This window comes from Egibacter rhizosphaerae, from assembly GCF_004322855.1.
Taxonomy (GTDB): domain Bacteria; phylum Actinomycetota; class Nitriliruptoria; order Euzebyales; family Egibacteraceae; genus Egibacter; species Egibacter rhizosphaerae.
This window is the reverse complement of the sequence record NZ_CP036402.1, coordinates 1,580,347-1,592,726: the sequence shown is the minus strand read 5'-3', so window position 1 is coordinate 1,592,726 and position 12,380 is coordinate 1,580,347. Positions and strand designations below refer to the sequence as shown.

Below are 12,380 nucleotides of genomic sequence, written 5' to 3'. Positions count from 1 at the left end.
AGGACCAGGATGAGCGATCCGAACGCCACGCCAGCGCAAGGGCAAGAGGCCGCGTCCGGTGGGGACGACTCCGTCGAGATGGTGGAGCACGGCCGCGACGGCTCGTCGATCCACGAGCCCACCAAGCTGATGCGCATCGCGGTGATGCTCCGCGAGATGCAGGAGGAGGTGCGCCGCGCCGAGCCGGACGAGGGTGGGCGTCAGCAACTCAGGCAGGTGCAGGAGCGCGCAGTCGCCGAGATGCGCGCCGTGCTCTCGCAGGACCTGCAGGACGAGCTGGACGCGTTGCTGATCCCCCACCAGGAGGACGCCCCGAGCGAGTCGCAGATCCGCATCGCGCAGGCGCAGTTGATCGGTTGGCTGGAAGGGCTGTTCCAGGGGATCCAGGCGGCGGTGTTCAACCAGCAGATGCAGGCGCGTCAGCAGCTCGAGCAGATGCGGCAGCAGGGTGCACTCCCGCCGGGGCCGCAGGGTTCCCAGGGCGGTCGCGAGCGGCACGGGACGGGCCAGTACCTCTAGACCGGTCGGTGGTCGGGTCCCGGCTCGCCGGGCTGGTCACGAGCGGCGCCCCGCCTCGGCGACGCGTTCGAGCGTGCCGCTCGTCCGACGGGTGATCGTGTTGCGGGCGCCGGCGAGGCGGTCGAACGGCAGGCGCTCCCAGGTACTGGCGAGTGACCAGGGATCGCTGCGCTCGCGACGGTGGTACAGCCACCATCCGAGAGCGGCGACGGCCGACAGCGCCCCGGCTCCGGCGACGATCTCGGCGTGGGGATGCGAGAGGCGGGGAGGGGACTCCGGGCGCTCGAAGTCGCGCACCTGCCAGCCTCGCTCGACCGCGACATGGCGCAGGTCGCGGTCCGGGTTGACCGCGACCGCGTGGCCGACCGCCTCCAGCATCGGCAGGTCCGTGATCGAGTCCGAGTAGGCGTAGCTCGCCTCGAGATCGAGCTGGTCGGCGGCAGCGACGTCACGCATCGCGTCGGCTTTCGCCGGTCCGTAGCAGTAGAAGTCGAGCGTGCCGTCGTAGCGCCCCTCGTCGTCCACGCCCATGCGGGTGGCGATGACACGGTCGACGCCGAGCCGGCTTCCCAGCGGCTGCACGATCTCCTCACCCGCGCTCGACACGAGGAACAGCACGTGACCGGCTCGGCGGTGCTCGTCGAGCAGCTCGAGCGCCTCGGGATACAGCATCGGCTCGATGATCTCGTCGAGGCCCTCGGTGACGAGCTCCCGCAGCCGCGCGGCGTTCCAGCCGTGCATCAGCTCCAGCATGGCCTCGCGTGAGCGATCCATCTTGTCCGCGTCGGCCCCGAACAGCTGGAACGACAGCTGCGCGTAGGTCGTGCGCGCGACGGTGGTCGACGAGATCAGGCCTTCGCGGTGCAGCGCGCGCCCGTACGCGAGCGCGCTGGACTTCGCCACGACGGTCTTGTCGAGGTCGAAGAACGCGGCAGCTCGCCTCCGTCCGTCCCCCAGGGCCATGGGTCCCAGCGTAGCCCCCGACCCGCGCTCGACCGGTCGGGGCGAGGTCGTCCCCCTGTCCGGGGCGGAAGGCTCCCCGCCGCTTCCACAGCGCTCGCCGACCGATCGGCGGGTGGGGACGGGGGTCGCTCGTACGGTCACGGCGACCGACCGAGAGGAACCGCACGGGAGGCGAGATGGGGGAGCCCGACCCGGGACGCAGTGCCGTCGCCGCCCTCCCCGTGGCCGTGTGCCTCGAACCACCCTTGTACGACGAGGTGGCGGGCTGGGTCGAGCAACACTTGGGTTGGCAGGTCGTGACCCCCGAAGGGCCGCCCTCCCCGGCGCTGTTCCTGGTCGCACCGGCTCGCGTGTCCGAAAGGGACGGTCCCGCCGTGGTCGTGATCGACGGGGTCGCCGACGCCGAGGCGGTGCGAACGGCATTGGACGCGGGCGCGCTCGACGCGCTGGGGTGGCCCGAGGATCGCGAGCGTCTGGCCACGCTCGCGGAACGGACCGGACGTCCGTCGACGCACGGGGAGCGAACCGCAGCCGGCGGAGGTGGCTCGACCCCGCATGGTCGGTCGCCGGATCACGTGCAGCCGGGTGGGCCCCGACTGTTGGTGATCACCGGGATCGGCGGCGGGGTCGGCGCCTCGACGGTCGCCCTCGCGCTCGCGGGGCTGACCGCGTGGGCGGGGCACTCGGTGGTGGTCTGCGGCGGGGATGACCTGCTCGCGCTCGCCGGCCGGGACCGGTGGCAGGGCCCCGGCGGGCGTGCCGTGGCCGCGCTCGATGCCGGTGCCGGGCAGGAGATCGAGACGCTCGCGGTCGCCGTTCCCGGCGTCGAGCGCTTGCGCCTGCTCGGTGACGGCCGTCCGGTCCGCCGGGTCGCCGGGTGGCCCGCCGACCTGGTGGTGGTCGATGCGGGTCCCGAGGGCGATGGCGTCGCAGAGGACGCCGACACCGAGGAGCTGGCCGGGGAAGCCGCGGTCCCGGGGCGCGGGTCCGGGAGCCGGCTGCGGGTGGCCCGACCCGATGGCCGGTTGGTGCGGGCACCTCGGACGGGTGACCCGCTCGTGCTCGTGGGTGATGGGCCGCTGTCCCGGCGCGCGGTGCGTGGCGAGCGGGGGAGGAACGCCGTCGTCTCGGTGCCGTGGTCGGCACGGGTCGGGGTGGCCGGTGTGCGCGGCCGGGTGCCGGGTGCGCTGCCGGGCTCATGGCTGGCTGCGTTGCGACGGCTCCTGCCCGTGCGCGGCTCGAGCCCGCCGACTTCGACCCGCGATGGCGGCGCGAGGACGTCATGACCGCGGCACCCACCCTCGCGCGCATCCGACGGCGCGTGGCCGAGGACCCGGAGGTGGCCCGAGCGGGCAGCGGAGCGGACCGCGTTCCTGCCGTCCGTGCCGCCGTCGCCCGCGCCGTGCGCAGCGAGGGTCTGCTGCTGCCCCATGACGAACTCGCCCGCCTCGTCCGCGAGCTCACTGACGAGCTCGCCGGGCTCGGTCCGCTCGAACCGCTGCTACGCGACCCCGCCGTCACCGACGTCCTGGTGAACGGCCCTCGGGAGGTCTGGGTGGAACGGGCCGGACGGCTCGAGCGCACCGACGTCACGTTCGACGACGGTGATGCGGTGCACCAGGCGGTCCTGCGCGTCGTCGGGCCGCTCGGCTACCGCCTCGACCGGGCCCGCCCCCACGTGGATGCGCGCCTTCCGGACGGCAGCCGCCTGCATGCGGTCCTCCCGCCGCTCGCTCCGGACGGCCCGCTCGTCGCGATCCGCCGCTTCGCGCCGGTCGCGATGAGCTGGGACGACCTCACCTCCAGCGGTGCGGTGCCCGAGGACGTCCGCGACCTGTTGCGTGACGCGGTGGCCGAGCGGCGCGCGATCGTGTGCTGCGGGCGTACCGGGGCCGGCAAGACCACGTTGCTCGGGCGGTTGGTCGACGACGTCGGTGCGGACGAGCGGGTCGTCCTCGTCGAGGACGCGCCGGAGCTGCGGCCCCGTTGCCCGCACGCGGTGCGGCTGGAGACGCGGGAGGCCAACGCCGAGGGGGTGGGCGAGACCACGATCCACGACCTCGTGCGCCAGGCGCTGCGCATGCGGCCGGACCGGATCGTGGTGGGAGAGGTCCGAGGTGTGGAGCTCGTCGACGTGCTCCAGGCGCTCGCGACGGGCCACGAGGGCTGCATGACGACCGTGCACGCACGGGCGGCCGACGAGGCGCTGGTGCGCATGGAGGGCATGGCGCTGCTCGCGGGCCTGCCGCTCGACGCCGTCCGGGCGCAGCTGGCAGTGGCCCTCGACCTGCTCGTGGTGCTCGGGCGCGAGCGCGACGGCGCCCGCGGGGTGGTCGAGGTCGCCGAGGTCCAGCGGCGCGGCGACGGGGAGCTCGGCGCGCGCCGACTGTGGCTGCGGGGCGGTTGATGGCTCGGCGCGATCGGGCCGAACCCACGACCGCGGAGCTGACCGCGGTCCGTGCCGCACTCGCCGCGGGGGCCGCCCCTGCGGCCGCGCTGGCGGAGGCGACCACGTCACCGGGGTCGGGTGGCCAGGTCGCGCTGTCGGGTGCGGCCAGCTCGGCTCGGCTCGGCGTGCCGTTGGCCGAAGCCGCGGAACGGGTGCCCGGCGACGGGGCGGCTCGCCTCCTGGTACGTGCGCTCGCGGTGGCCGAGCGCGCGGGAGTGGGCGGCGTCGCGGCGGTCGACCAGGTGCTCGGCGCCGTGCGGGACCGCTCCCAGCTGGATCGGTTGCTGCGGGTGCGGACCGCGCAGGCCCGTGTGTCGGCCCGGGTCCTCGTGCTCGTACCGCTGGGTGCCTGGGTGCTGCTCACCGGCCTCGATCCCGGCTCACTGGGGTTCTACGCCACACCGCTGGGAGCGCTGGCGGGAGTGGCTGCGGCGGCGTTGTTGGCCACGGGGTGGGCTTGGTCGGCCCGCCTGGTCCGACGTGCCGCCACGGCGGGCGAGCGGGCGGATCCCCTCGCGCCGCCGGTCGGGCGTTCGCGGTGGGGGCGCGGTGTGGCGTTCGCGACGCCCGTGGCGTTCGCCGGTGCGGCGCTGGTGGGGCCGCTCACCGGGCTCGCGGCCGGCGTGGGCGTCGCCTGGGGCGCCTCCCGCCCGGTGAGGGCCGACACGCCCGGAGCACGGGTGGGCGGGGGAACCGCCGAAGCGTGCGAGCTCGTCGCGATCGGCCTCGACGCCGGACTCGACCCGGCCGGGGCGCTCGACCTCACGAGCGATCTGGTCCCACCGGCCGCCGGCCCACCACTGGCGCGTGCGGCGCGTCGTCTGCGGGCCGGCTGGAGCCCCGCCGAGGCGTTCGAAGGAGGCCCACTCGCACCCTTGGGTGCGGTGCTCGACGTCGGTCACCGGTGGGGCGCGGGTACCGCGGAGCCGGTGCGACGCCTCGCGGCGGATCTGCGCGACGAGCGCCGCGCCGCCGCCGAGGAGGCCGTCGAGCGGGTGCAGGTCACGCTCGTGTTCCCGACGACGCTGTTCACCCTGCCCGCGTTCGTGCTCGGCGTGGTGCCGCCCGTGCTGTGGACCGCGTTCGGCAGCTGAGGCCGAGATCGAGCCCAGCGGGAGCCCTCGCTCCACAAGGGCGCGCCACCGATCTGAATCACACCGGCGAAACCACCCGTACGTTGTTCACGCCTTCCCCACCGATCGCCGCGCCCGCTCGTGGTCAGCGAGTTCGAGGCGTGGCCCGACCAAGGAGGTGCCCATGGTGCGAACCACCGTTCTCGCGCCGGTGCGCGCACTGCGGCGCCGGCTCGACCCCGCGGACGAGTCCGGCGCCCAGGCCGCGGAGTACGCGATGCTCCGCCCCCACGAGCCGCCGTAGACCGCTGACCAGGAAGGACGCCGCCGATGTGTGGTTCGTGCTGGCACGAGTGCTGCCACGAAGGGAAAGGGTGAGACCGATGGCGACCTGTCGAAGCTGCCGAGCACCGATCGTGTGGGTCGAGACCGTCAACGGGAAGGCGATGCCAGTCGACGCCGAGCCCGACGACGAGCGCGGCAACGTCGCGCTCACCTACGTGGGCAGCACCGGCTCCTACCTCGCTGACGTGTACGCGGACAACGCCGCCGCGCGCGCCGACGACACCCCGAGTCTGTACACGTCGCACTTCGCGACCTGCGAGCACGCCAGCCAGCACAGGAGGGACACGTGAGGATCGTCTGCCGCCCCCTCACCAACTGGCCCGGCCAGCTCCGCGAACCCGGCCAGCGCCGCCGCGCTCCCTTTTCCGCGGGCTGGACCGCCACGCAGGAACTGCTCGGGCGCGAGGCCCGCATGATCGGCGGCCGCGACCTGGTGTTCCAGCTCGCCCTCGACGACACGCAGCTCCGCATCGACGGGTGGCCCCGGGCGAAAGCTCAGACGGACCACCCGGGCGTGACCGTCGTGGTGCCCGACACCGACCACGGCCGTCTGAGCTGGAGCACTGACCGGTACACGCGCTGGCAGGACAACGTCCGCGCGATCGGCCTCTCCATGGAAGCCCTCCGCGCCGCCGACCGGCACGGGGTGATGGCCGGCCGCCAGTACGCCGGGTTCCGCGAACTCGGCTCCGGGGAGAGCGACGAGCCGCGGTTCGCCACGGTCGAGATGGCTGCCCGCTGGCTCGCCTCGGCCTCCGGATGGAGCGGTTCGGACCTTCCGGACTCGTTGGTCACCTCGCCGGGCGTGCGCGAGAACGCGTGGCGCGAGGCCGCGAAGCGGCTGCATCCCGACGCTGGCGGCAACCCCGAAGCGTTCCGCCGCCTCGAAGAAGCCAAGCGCATGCTCGACCTGCACGGAGGTGGCGCGTGATGGAACGGGCGTTGACTGTCCGCCAGCCGTGGGCGTCTCTCATCATGGCTGGCGTGAAGCCGGTGGAGAACAGGTCGTGGCCGGTGCCGTCCACGCTGCCGCAGTACGCGAGGTGCCGGGAGTGTGGCGGTCGATCCGCGGAGCCGGTACCAGGCTCACATGATGATCGGGCGCACATTCCCGCGAGGAGTCTGCGGCCCCACCTAGAGGGCTGCGAACCGGACGGTTCGTTCCCGTTCCGCCTCTGGATCCACGCGGGGCAACAGCACGACCCGGCCGGCACGCAAGCGGTCATGGAGTGGGCGCGCGTAATCAGCGGCGAGACGCGTCGTCGCGGCGTCGGGCCGCTGTTGTCTCCCGTGAAGGAGGCGGCACGGTTCCAAGATCGCAGCCTGCGCGGCGTGTTGCTCGGCTCGGTGAAGGTCACCGGCTGCCACCACGCCGACGATTGCCTGACCGAGACGGGGCCGAACTGGTCGGAGCTTCGCTACTGCTCCCGCTTCGCCGAGCCCGATGCCTGGCACTGGACGCTCGCCGACCCCGAACCGCTCGACGAGCCGATCCCCATGCGCGGCCGACAAGGGCTGTGGCGCGTCGAGGTCGAGGGAGCCGTGTGATGGCGCGCCGCAAGAAAGACGACGAGCCCCCACCGCCCTGCCAACACTGCAACACCAGCCGGCCGCACAGCACCACCCAACGATGCGCGCGGACCGCCAAGCAAGCAGGCGAGACGGCCCGCGCCGAATGGCCCGACCCCCAAGGGCTCGCCAACGCCGCCGACCAGTTCGAGACCGTCGCCAGACAACAACCCGAATGGGTGCGCGACGACCTCGCCGAGCACTACGCCCGCGCCTACTGGGGCCAATGAGACCCGCGCCGCAACCCCCGAGACCGCCGCACCATCACCACCGCCCCCACAACACCGCCGACCAGCGACAGGAACCCGAAGACCCCCGCGAGCGACCCGCCGAACTCGAAGCCCACCACCATAACCACCGCCACGTCCACGATCCAATACGCGACCGTGACCGCGACCCAGCCGAGCGCGAACCCGGCGACCCCCGCGCCCACCGTTCGGAGCATCAATGCCCCCCAAGCATCCCGTCGAGCCTGCCGACCGCCTCGCGCGCGACCTCCCGGTCCACATGCGCGTAGATGTCCGACGTCGTCGACGCCGAAGTGTGCCGCAAGATCTCGCTGATCACGCGCATCTCGACGCCCTGCGCCACCAGCAACGTCGCCGCTCCATGCCGCAACAACTCGTGCGCCGTCATGCGCCGCACCCCCGCCGCCTCGCACACGTCGCCGACCCACTCCGACAACTCCGACGGAACGATCGGGCCGCCCTCCGGGCCGGCCCACACCAGCGGCCACGGCGGCTCGCGCCACCGCTGCGACGCGAGCCGTTCCTCGGCCTGCGCGACCCGGTGACGACGCAGCACATCCACCAGCGTCGAGGTCAGCGGCACCGGCGCGGCGCTGCCCTCCGTCTTCACCGGTTTGCGGCCTCGCCGCGACCCTTGTCGCCCGTAGGGCTGCGCGTCGACCGCCTCGTGCCCGCGGGTGAGCGTCCACCGCACATGCAGCGTGCCCGACTCAAGGTCGACGTCGTTCCAGTCGAGACCTCCGATCTCACCGGGCCGCAGACCGGTGGACAGGCCGACGCGCACGAGGCTTTCGAGACGATGGCCGCTGACCGCATCCAAGATCGCGCGCGCCTCCGCTTCGGTGAGCGCGCGCACGCGTTCGCGGCGCACCTTCGGCGGCTCGACGCGGTCGGCGGGATTGCGGTCGACGAGGTCGAGCCGTTCCGCGCGCGACAAGGCGGCCCGCAGCGTCGCGTACACCTGGAATCGGCTGCGCTGCCCCAGGTGCGCGAGCCTCGGCGCGGCGAGCAGATGCGCGACGTGTTGCGGCGCGAGCTTGCGCAGCGGCACCTCGCCGACCTCCGGGGTGATGTACAGGCGCGCGCGGCCCTCGTAGTAGCGCCACGTGCCCGCCGCGATGTCACCGCGGGCGACCTGACCGGCGAGGTCGGTGTGCAGCCACCAGTGCAGATACTGGGCGACCGTCTGGCGCGCCGCGTCGGGCGGCGCGCCGCGTTCGGCGCGCAGGCGCTCGTCGGTGAGCTTGCGTTCCGCCTCCGCCTCGGTCGCGCCGTAGACCGTGAGGCGCTGCCGGCTGCCTCTGCCGCCGACCGACACTTGGCCGACCCACCGGCCGTCTCCGCGCTGATACAGAGAGCCCGATCCGGCCACTCTGCGTCTAGACAATCTGGATCACCCTCTCGACTTCACGGGCTAGTCCTGTTTGGCTACGAATGACTCGTGTGGTTGAGGCATTGCGAAGGGAGCGGGGATGGGCGTTGACGAGATCCGAGCCGCGGTCGACTACCTGGCGGCGCGTGCGGGCGAGCTGGAACGGCGGGCGGCGGCGGGCGAGGACGTGTCCGGCGAGGTCGCCGAGGTCGCTGAGGACACGAGGCTGCTGGACGCGCATCTCACGGCTCTCCGCCGAGACGTTCGACGCGCTCTTTGAGGTCGTTCATGGCGGTGACGACTTCGGCGAGTTCGCGGTCGCGGCGGGCAGCGGCGTCGATCTCGCCGTAGACCAGCTCGTCGAGGCTGACGTCGAGCGCGTTCGAGATCGCGGTGAGGTGGGTGAGGCGCGGCGAGTGGGCGCCGCTTTCCCAGTCGTGGATGGTTTGCTGGGTCACGCCGACGCGTTGCGCGAGGGCGTCTTGTGACCATTCCTTCTTGGTTCGGGCGCGCTTGATGTGGTCGCCCATCTGTTTCGGGTCGAGTGTCGCCACTTGGTGTTCTCCCTTTCGCTCCCGCCTACGTGACAGGGTGTCCCTGTAGGGGGAGTGTGACGCATCCCGGCGACCCGCGCATCCCCCCGGCGACCGGTCGACGCGGCCAAACGTGTGCGGCGGGACACCTCTTGACAGGGCTACCCTGTGAAGCTACGGTGTGGACCTGTTAGCGATTCCGCCTGTCGCACGAGGGAACCCAATGGACTACCCCGCCGTATGGGGCACCCGCATCCACCGGTGCCGACTCCGCAAGGGCCTCTCGCAACGCAAGATGGCCCCCCTCGTCGCCGAAGAACTCGGCGAGCCGTTCTCGCAGCAGGTCTTGTCGGAGATCGAAGCCGGCGAGTACGCGCCCGTCGACAAGCGGCGCATCGCGATCGCCAACGTCCTCGGCGTCAACGTCTACGAGCTGTTCGCCTACGAGGACAACCGGCTCGACACGGATCAGGGGTTGCGGGACGCGGTGCCGCGCGACGACGACCCGCCGGTGGTGGGTTCGGGGTCGCTGTCCGACCCGCTCGGGGGTGGGTCATGAGGCCGCGGCTGCCGCGCATCCGTCGCACCGGCACTCGGTCGCCGAACGATCCGCCGCCCGAGTGCCACCAGGCGCCGATGGTGCGTGAGGGCGCCGGGTTCGCGCCGGATCTCGGTCATGTGACGTTTTGGCGGTGTGGTCGGTGTCACCAGTGGTTGCGGTTGACGACGGTTGCGGAGTGTGAGCCGACGTTGTTCGGGGGTGACCGGTGACCGCCCCCGACGACGCCGTAGAGAACGCCCGCTGGTTTGAGGACTTCCACCGCGACCGCGCCGCTCGATTGGAGCGCCACCTGCGCGCGCTCCTTGAGATGGACGATCCCCAATGCAGGTACGACCACAACGGGCGCTGCCAGGCGCACTACGTGGAGTCTCCGTGCCGTGTCGCCGCCGCCCGGTCGGAGTTGGGCGACGACGGGGGTGACGACTAATGACCCTCCTCCGCGCCGCGCTCGACGGGGAGAAGACGCCATGACCGCCGACAACGTCGTCTCACTCCCCACCCCCACCACCAACACCGAACAACGCATCGTCATCGAACTCCGCCTCACCAACCCCCACAACCCCAGTGAGGCGGACCACCCACTCCCCGCCGACCCGTTCCCACCAACAAGCGGCGGGGAGTGGGCCATCAAGATCACCGACGCCGCCGAACGCCTCGGCATCTCCGACAGCCACATCCGCAAGCTCATCAAGAACGGAGAGATCCCCAGCGTCGACCTCGGCGGCGCGGTCCGAGTGCCCCTCGAACCGCTCGCCGACTACCTCAACGAGCAGGCCCGCAAGCGCATGCAGTACCCCCACTAGCCCAAGAGGGAGGGATCAGCGATGCCGCACAACTCGACGCACATCTTCGCGGGAGAAGCGGACGAGCCCGAAGTCCAAACCGAATCCGACGGAACCGTGTTCGTCCGATTCTTCGAGGGCGACACGCGAGTGGTGATCTCCGGCTCCGCCGAGCGAGTCGGCGCACTGCTCGGCGCGCCCGCCGACCTGGTGCGCCTGCACGCGGCGCACCGCGCCGACCCCGTCGAGCGGGAGGCGGGTTAGCGATGCCGCGCCGCCAACGCCTATTCGACATGAACCCGCAGACCATGCCGGGCCCCGGCGACCCCGAGACGTGGCCGCCCGGCGCGCGCGACGAATACGACCCGATCGAGCACGAGGACCTGTACACCGACCCCGACGACCCCGACGAAGCGCCGACCTGGCTCGGCTACGCGAAGGACTGGTGATGCACGGACACGCAACGTTCGGACAGCCACCCGACCCGGGTGGCACCACCGGCTATCGCTGCCGCGACTGCTCGGCGGCGTGGCGCACCCCGTGGGGCGAGTCCCCCCAGTGCTGGCACTGCGGCTCGGACCGGGTCGCGGTGTACGCGGGACTGCCGCACCAATAGGAAAGGAGCCGCGATGAACAAGTTCCCCGACTTCGAAGGCGAAGAAGTCCACCGAGGCCGCATCCGCGTGTCCGGTACGGGCGCGTGCCACGAGCCGATGCACCGCGAAGACGAGATCGCGATCGTCATGGTCGGCACGGTCGCCGAGGTCGCCCACAAGATCCACGACAAGCTGCTCACTCGCCTGCACGTGATCGACCCGAACGAGGTGTACGTCACCCACCCCCAGCGGGTCGGCAAGACGATCGCCGAGCTACGCGACGAGCACCAGCAGCTCGAAGACGCCGAGGAAGGCGTCGAGCGGTTGCCGTTCCCCGGCGACGAGGAGCCGCGCGGCGGCGATCCCGAGCAGGTCACCCCGCAGGACCTGGAGGGCGTGGTCGGCGTCGCCGAGGACGCCGAAGCCGACGAGGAGTTCGAGGGGGCTGACGCGTGAGCGGCGAGCCGCGAGCGATCGTCCGCGAAGACGCGAGCGGCAACTGGCGCGTGTGGTGCTTCCCCCCGACCGGCTGCGGCCATCTCACCGGCGGCTTTCCCGACTGGAAGACCGCGGATGCTCGCAGGCGCCAGCACGACGACGAATGTCCGGTGCGCAAGCGCCAGCGCGGCTACACGGGCCAGCTCGACACTGACGAACTGCTCGACGTGGCGCGCGAGCACGCCGACAAGGCGTTCCGAGCGCGCGACGCGTACTACGCGGCGTGCGCCGAGCGCGACGAGTTCGTGCGCATCGCCGTCGACCAGCACGGCGTCGCCGTCGACCGGATCGCCGGGTTGTGCGGCACCGGCCGCGACGCGGCGAACCGGTGGCTGGCGCGCGGACGGCAACGCCACGAGGAGGACGCCGATGAGTCAGCCAGCGCACAAGCCAGCGAACCCGCCGTCGATGGAGGCGATCCGTCGGTTCCCGACGAGGCCGCAGGGGGAGAGCCGTCTGGCGGGCCAGATTCTGCAGTGGGCGCATGATCACGGCTGGTCGTCGCCGCGGTTCGACGCGCGCATCGACTCGTACCGGTGGGCGCTCGACGTCGCCCGCGAATCGGGCGCGGTCGACCCTCGCGGCGAACGATGGCCGCTGTTCGCTGCCCACATCGTCGCTGAGTTCCTGCAAGACGTCACCGGGGAGGAGATCTGCCAGCGCGGCCGCAAGGCGCTGAGGCGGCTGATCACGCAAGCAGGCGCGACGGTGACGCTCACGCTCGTCGCTGACGCGGCGATCCGCGTGATCGAAGCCGACGGGGACCGCACGTTCGGGGAGAGCATCACTGCGTACGCAGCGGCCGTGTGGCGGCGTCAGCGCGCCGACGCGGGTCGCTAGTCACAAGTCAGCCCTGTACGATCGACAGGAG

The 12,380-nt window shown here is 72.2% G+C and carries 22 protein-coding genes; 18 read left to right on the top strand and 4 right to left on the bottom strand.

The window, feature by feature from the left end; genetic code table 11:
- Positions 1-9: 9 nt before the first annotated feature.
- Entirely contained in the window at positions 10-519 is a 510-nt protein-coding gene (locus ER308_RS07405) for a proteasome activator (RefSeq protein ID WP_131154389.1), read from the top strand.
- Positions 520-555: 36 nt separating this feature from the next.
- Here ER308_RS07405 and ER308_RS07400 read toward each other — a convergent pair whose 3' ends face one another.
- Positions 556-1,482, bottom strand: a complete 927-nt coding sequence (locus ER308_RS07400; RefSeq protein ID WP_131154388.1) for an HAD family hydrolase — start codon at positions 1,480-1,482, stop codon at positions 556-558.
- 176 nt (positions 1,483-1,658) lie between these two features.
- Between ER308_RS07400 and ER308_RS07395 the strand changes: the two genes are divergently transcribed.
- The 7 genes from ER308_RS07395 to ER308_RS07365 all read left to right on the top strand — a co-directional run bounded on the left by ER308_RS07395 (position 1,659) and on the right by ER308_RS07365 (position 7,148).
- On the top strand, positions 1,659-2,768 hold the full coding sequence (locus ER308_RS07395) for a hypothetical protein (protein ID WP_131154387.1): 1,110 nt from the start codon (positions 1,659-1,661) through the stop codon (positions 2,766-2,768).
- Positions 2,765-3,889 (top strand): TadA family conjugal transfer-associated ATPase, encoded by a 1,125-nt coding sequence (locus tag ER308_RS07390; RefSeq protein ID WP_165491887.1) that lies wholly within the window; start codon positions 2,765-2,767, stop codon positions 3,887-3,889. Before ER308_RS07395 ends, ER308_RS07390 begins: the two co-directional genes overlap by 4 nt.
- The gene (locus ER308_RS07385; protein ID WP_131154385.1) at positions 3,889-5,025 is read left to right on the top strand and encodes a type II secretion system F family protein; all 1,137 of its coding nucleotides are present in this window, start codon (positions 3,889-3,891) and stop codon (positions 5,023-5,025) included. Before ER308_RS07390 ends, ER308_RS07385 begins: the two co-directional genes overlap by 1 nt.
- 425 nt (positions 5,026-5,450) lie before the next feature.
- Complete coding sequence (locus ER308_RS07380) at positions 5,451-5,639, top strand: hypothetical protein (protein WP_131154384.1); 189 nt, start codon at positions 5,451-5,453, stop codon at positions 5,637-5,639.
- On the top strand, positions 5,636-6,280 hold the full coding sequence (locus tag ER308_RS07375; RefSeq protein WP_131154383.1) for a molecular chaperone DnaJ: 645 nt from the start codon (positions 5,636-5,638) through the stop codon (positions 6,278-6,280). The genes ER308_RS07380 and ER308_RS07375 overlap by 4 nt, the downstream gene beginning before the upstream one ends.
- 293 nt (positions 6,281-6,573) lie before the next feature.
- Entirely contained in the window at positions 6,574-6,897 is a 324-nt protein-coding gene (locus ER308_RS07370; protein ID WP_131154382.1) for a hypothetical protein, read from the top strand.
- Complete coding sequence (locus ER308_RS07365) at positions 6,897-7,148, top strand: hypothetical protein (RefSeq protein ID WP_131154381.1); 252 nt, start codon at positions 6,897-6,899, stop codon at positions 7,146-7,148. Before ER308_RS07370 ends, ER308_RS07365 begins: the two co-directional genes overlap by 1 nt.
- Here the strand turns inward: ER308_RS07365 and ER308_RS07360 are convergent.
- Both ER308_RS07360 and ER308_RS07355 read right to left on the bottom strand, forming a co-directional pair.
- The gene (locus tag ER308_RS07360) at positions 7,133-7,363 is read right to left on the bottom strand and encodes a hypothetical protein (RefSeq protein ID WP_131154380.1); all 231 of its coding nucleotides are present in this window, start codon (positions 7,361-7,363) and stop codon (positions 7,133-7,135) included. The two genes, ER308_RS07365 and ER308_RS07360, sit on opposite strands and share 16 nt — an antisense overlap.
- On the bottom strand, positions 7,363-8,484 hold the full coding sequence (locus ER308_RS07355) for a tyrosine-type recombinase/integrase (protein WP_131154379.1): 1,122 nt from the start codon (positions 8,482-8,484) through the stop codon (positions 7,363-7,365). Before ER308_RS07355 ends, ER308_RS07360 begins: the two co-directional genes overlap by 1 nt.
- A 154-nt stretch (positions 8,485-8,638) precedes the next feature.
- Between ER308_RS07355 and ER308_RS07350 the strand changes: the two genes are divergently transcribed.
- On the top strand, positions 8,639-8,818 hold the full coding sequence (locus ER308_RS07350) for a hypothetical protein (protein WP_131154378.1): 180 nt from the start codon (positions 8,639-8,641) through the stop codon (positions 8,816-8,818).
- Here ER308_RS07350 and ER308_RS07345 read toward each other — a convergent pair.
- Positions 8,781-9,092 carry a helix-turn-helix transcriptional regulator gene (locus ER308_RS07345; protein ID WP_131154377.1) on the bottom strand — a complete coding sequence of 104 codons (312 nt, stop codon included), beginning with the start codon at positions 9,090-9,092 and terminating at the stop codon, positions 8,781-8,783. The two genes, ER308_RS07350 and ER308_RS07345, sit on opposite strands and share 38 nt — an antisense overlap.
- Positions 9,093-9,294: 202 nt before the next feature.
- Here ER308_RS07345 and ER308_RS07340 point away from each other — a divergent pair, with 202 nt between their 5' ends.
- The 9 genes from ER308_RS07340 to ER308_RS07305 all read left to right on the top strand — a co-directional run bounded on the left by ER308_RS07340 (position 9,295) and on the right by ER308_RS07305 (position 12,349).
- The gene (locus ER308_RS07340; protein ID WP_131154376.1) at positions 9,295-9,630 is read left to right on the top strand and encodes a helix-turn-helix transcriptional regulator; all 336 of its coding nucleotides are present in this window, start codon (positions 9,295-9,297) and stop codon (positions 9,628-9,630) included.
- A 208-nt stretch (positions 9,631-9,838) separates the two neighbouring features.
- Positions 9,839-10,060 (top strand): hypothetical protein, encoded by a 222-nt coding sequence (locus tag ER308_RS07335; protein ID WP_131154375.1) that lies wholly within the window; start codon positions 9,839-9,841, stop codon positions 10,058-10,060.
- A 40-nt stretch (positions 10,061-10,100) separates the two neighbouring features.
- Positions 10,101-10,436 (top strand): helix-turn-helix domain-containing protein, encoded by a 336-nt coding sequence (locus tag ER308_RS07330; protein ID WP_131154374.1) that lies wholly within the window; start codon positions 10,101-10,103, stop codon positions 10,434-10,436.
- 21 nt (positions 10,437-10,457) lie between these two features.
- Positions 10,458-10,679, top strand: a complete 222-nt coding sequence (locus ER308_RS07325) for a hypothetical protein (RefSeq protein WP_131154373.1) — start codon at positions 10,458-10,460, stop codon at positions 10,677-10,679.
- 2 nt (positions 10,680-10,681) lie between these two features.
- Complete coding sequence (locus ER308_RS07320) at positions 10,682-10,864, top strand: hypothetical protein (RefSeq protein ID WP_131154372.1); 183 nt, start codon at positions 10,682-10,684, stop codon at positions 10,862-10,864.
- Positions 10,864-11,031 carry a hypothetical protein gene (locus ER308_RS21450; protein ID WP_165491886.1) on the top strand — a complete coding sequence of 56 codons (168 nt, stop codon included), beginning with the start codon at positions 10,864-10,866 and terminating at the stop codon, positions 11,029-11,031. Before ER308_RS07320 ends, ER308_RS21450 begins: the two co-directional genes overlap by 1 nt.
- Before the next feature lie 13 nt (positions 11,032-11,044).
- Positions 11,045-11,467, top strand: a complete 423-nt coding sequence (locus ER308_RS07315) for a hypothetical protein (protein WP_131154371.1) — start codon at positions 11,045-11,047, stop codon at positions 11,465-11,467.
- The gene (locus ER308_RS07310) at positions 11,464-11,997 is read left to right on the top strand and encodes a hypothetical protein (protein WP_131154370.1); all 534 of its coding nucleotides are present in this window, start codon (positions 11,464-11,466) and stop codon (positions 11,995-11,997) included. Before ER308_RS07315 ends, ER308_RS07310 begins: the two co-directional genes overlap by 4 nt.
- Complete coding sequence (locus tag ER308_RS07305; RefSeq protein ID WP_131154369.1) at positions 11,918-12,349, top strand: hypothetical protein; 432 nt, start codon at positions 11,918-11,920, stop codon at positions 12,347-12,349. Before ER308_RS07310 ends, ER308_RS07305 begins: the two co-directional genes overlap by 80 nt.
- The last annotated feature ends 31 nt before the right edge of the window (positions 12,350-12,380 follow it).

Excerpts from the sequence above, each read along its gene's own strand:
- ER308_RS07405 (WP_131154389.1), top strand. The coding sequence starts at position 10 with ATGAGCGATCCGAACGCCACGCCAGCGCAAGGGCAAGAGGCCGCGTCC.
- ER308_RS07400 (WP_131154388.1), bottom strand. The coding sequence starts at position 1,482 with ATGGCCCTGGGGGACGGACGGAGGCGAGCTGCCGCGTTCTTCGACCTC.
- ER308_RS07395 (WP_131154387.1), top strand. The coding sequence starts at position 1,659 with ATGGGGGAGCCCGACCCGGGACGCAGTGCCGTCGCCGCCCTCCCCGTG.
- ER308_RS07390 (WP_165491887.1), top strand. The coding sequence starts at position 2,765 with ATGACCGCGGCACCCACCCTCGCGCGCATCCGACGGCGCGTGGCCGAG.
- ER308_RS07385 (WP_131154385.1), top strand. The coding sequence starts at position 3,889 with ATGGCTCGGCGCGATCGGGCCGAACCCACGACCGCGGAGCTGACCGCG.
- ER308_RS07380 (WP_131154384.1), top strand. The coding sequence starts at position 5,451 with ATGCCAGTCGACGCCGAGCCCGACGACGAGCGCGGCAACGTCGCGCTC.
- ER308_RS07370 (WP_131154382.1), top strand. The coding sequence starts at position 6,574 with ATGGAGTGGGCGCGCGTAATCAGCGGCGAGACGCGTCGTCGCGGCGTC.
- ER308_RS07365 (WP_131154381.1), top strand. The coding sequence starts at position 6,897 with ATGGCGCGCCGCAAGAAAGACGACGAGCCCCCACCGCCCTGCCAACAC.
- ER308_RS07360 (WP_131154380.1), bottom strand. The coding sequence starts at position 7,363 with ATGCTCCGAACGGTGGGCGCGGGGGTCGCCGGGTTCGCGCTCGGCTGG.
- ER308_RS07350 (WP_131154378.1), top strand. The coding sequence starts at position 8,639 with ATGGGCGTTGACGAGATCCGAGCCGCGGTCGACTACCTGGCGGCGCGT.
- ER308_RS07340 (WP_131154376.1), top strand. The coding sequence starts at position 9,295 with ATGGACTACCCCGCCGTATGGGGCACCCGCATCCACCGGTGCCGACTC.
- ER308_RS07330 (WP_131154374.1), top strand. The coding sequence starts at position 10,101 with ATGACCGCCGACAACGTCGTCTCACTCCCCACCCCCACCACCAACACC.
- ER308_RS07325 (WP_131154373.1), top strand. The coding sequence starts at position 10,458 with ATGCCGCACAACTCGACGCACATCTTCGCGGGAGAAGCGGACGAGCCC.
- ER308_RS07320 (WP_131154372.1), top strand. The coding sequence starts at position 10,682 with ATGCCGCGCCGCCAACGCCTATTCGACATGAACCCGCAGACCATGCCG.
- ER308_RS21450 (WP_165491886.1), top strand. The coding sequence starts at position 10,864 with ATGCACGGACACGCAACGTTCGGACAGCCACCCGACCCGGGTGGCACC.
- ER308_RS07315 (WP_131154371.1), top strand. The coding sequence starts at position 11,045 with ATGAACAAGTTCCCCGACTTCGAAGGCGAAGAAGTCCACCGAGGCCGC.
- ER308_RS07305 (WP_131154369.1), top strand. The coding sequence starts at position 11,918 with ATGGAGGCGATCCGTCGGTTCCCGACGAGGCCGCAGGGGGAGAGCCGT.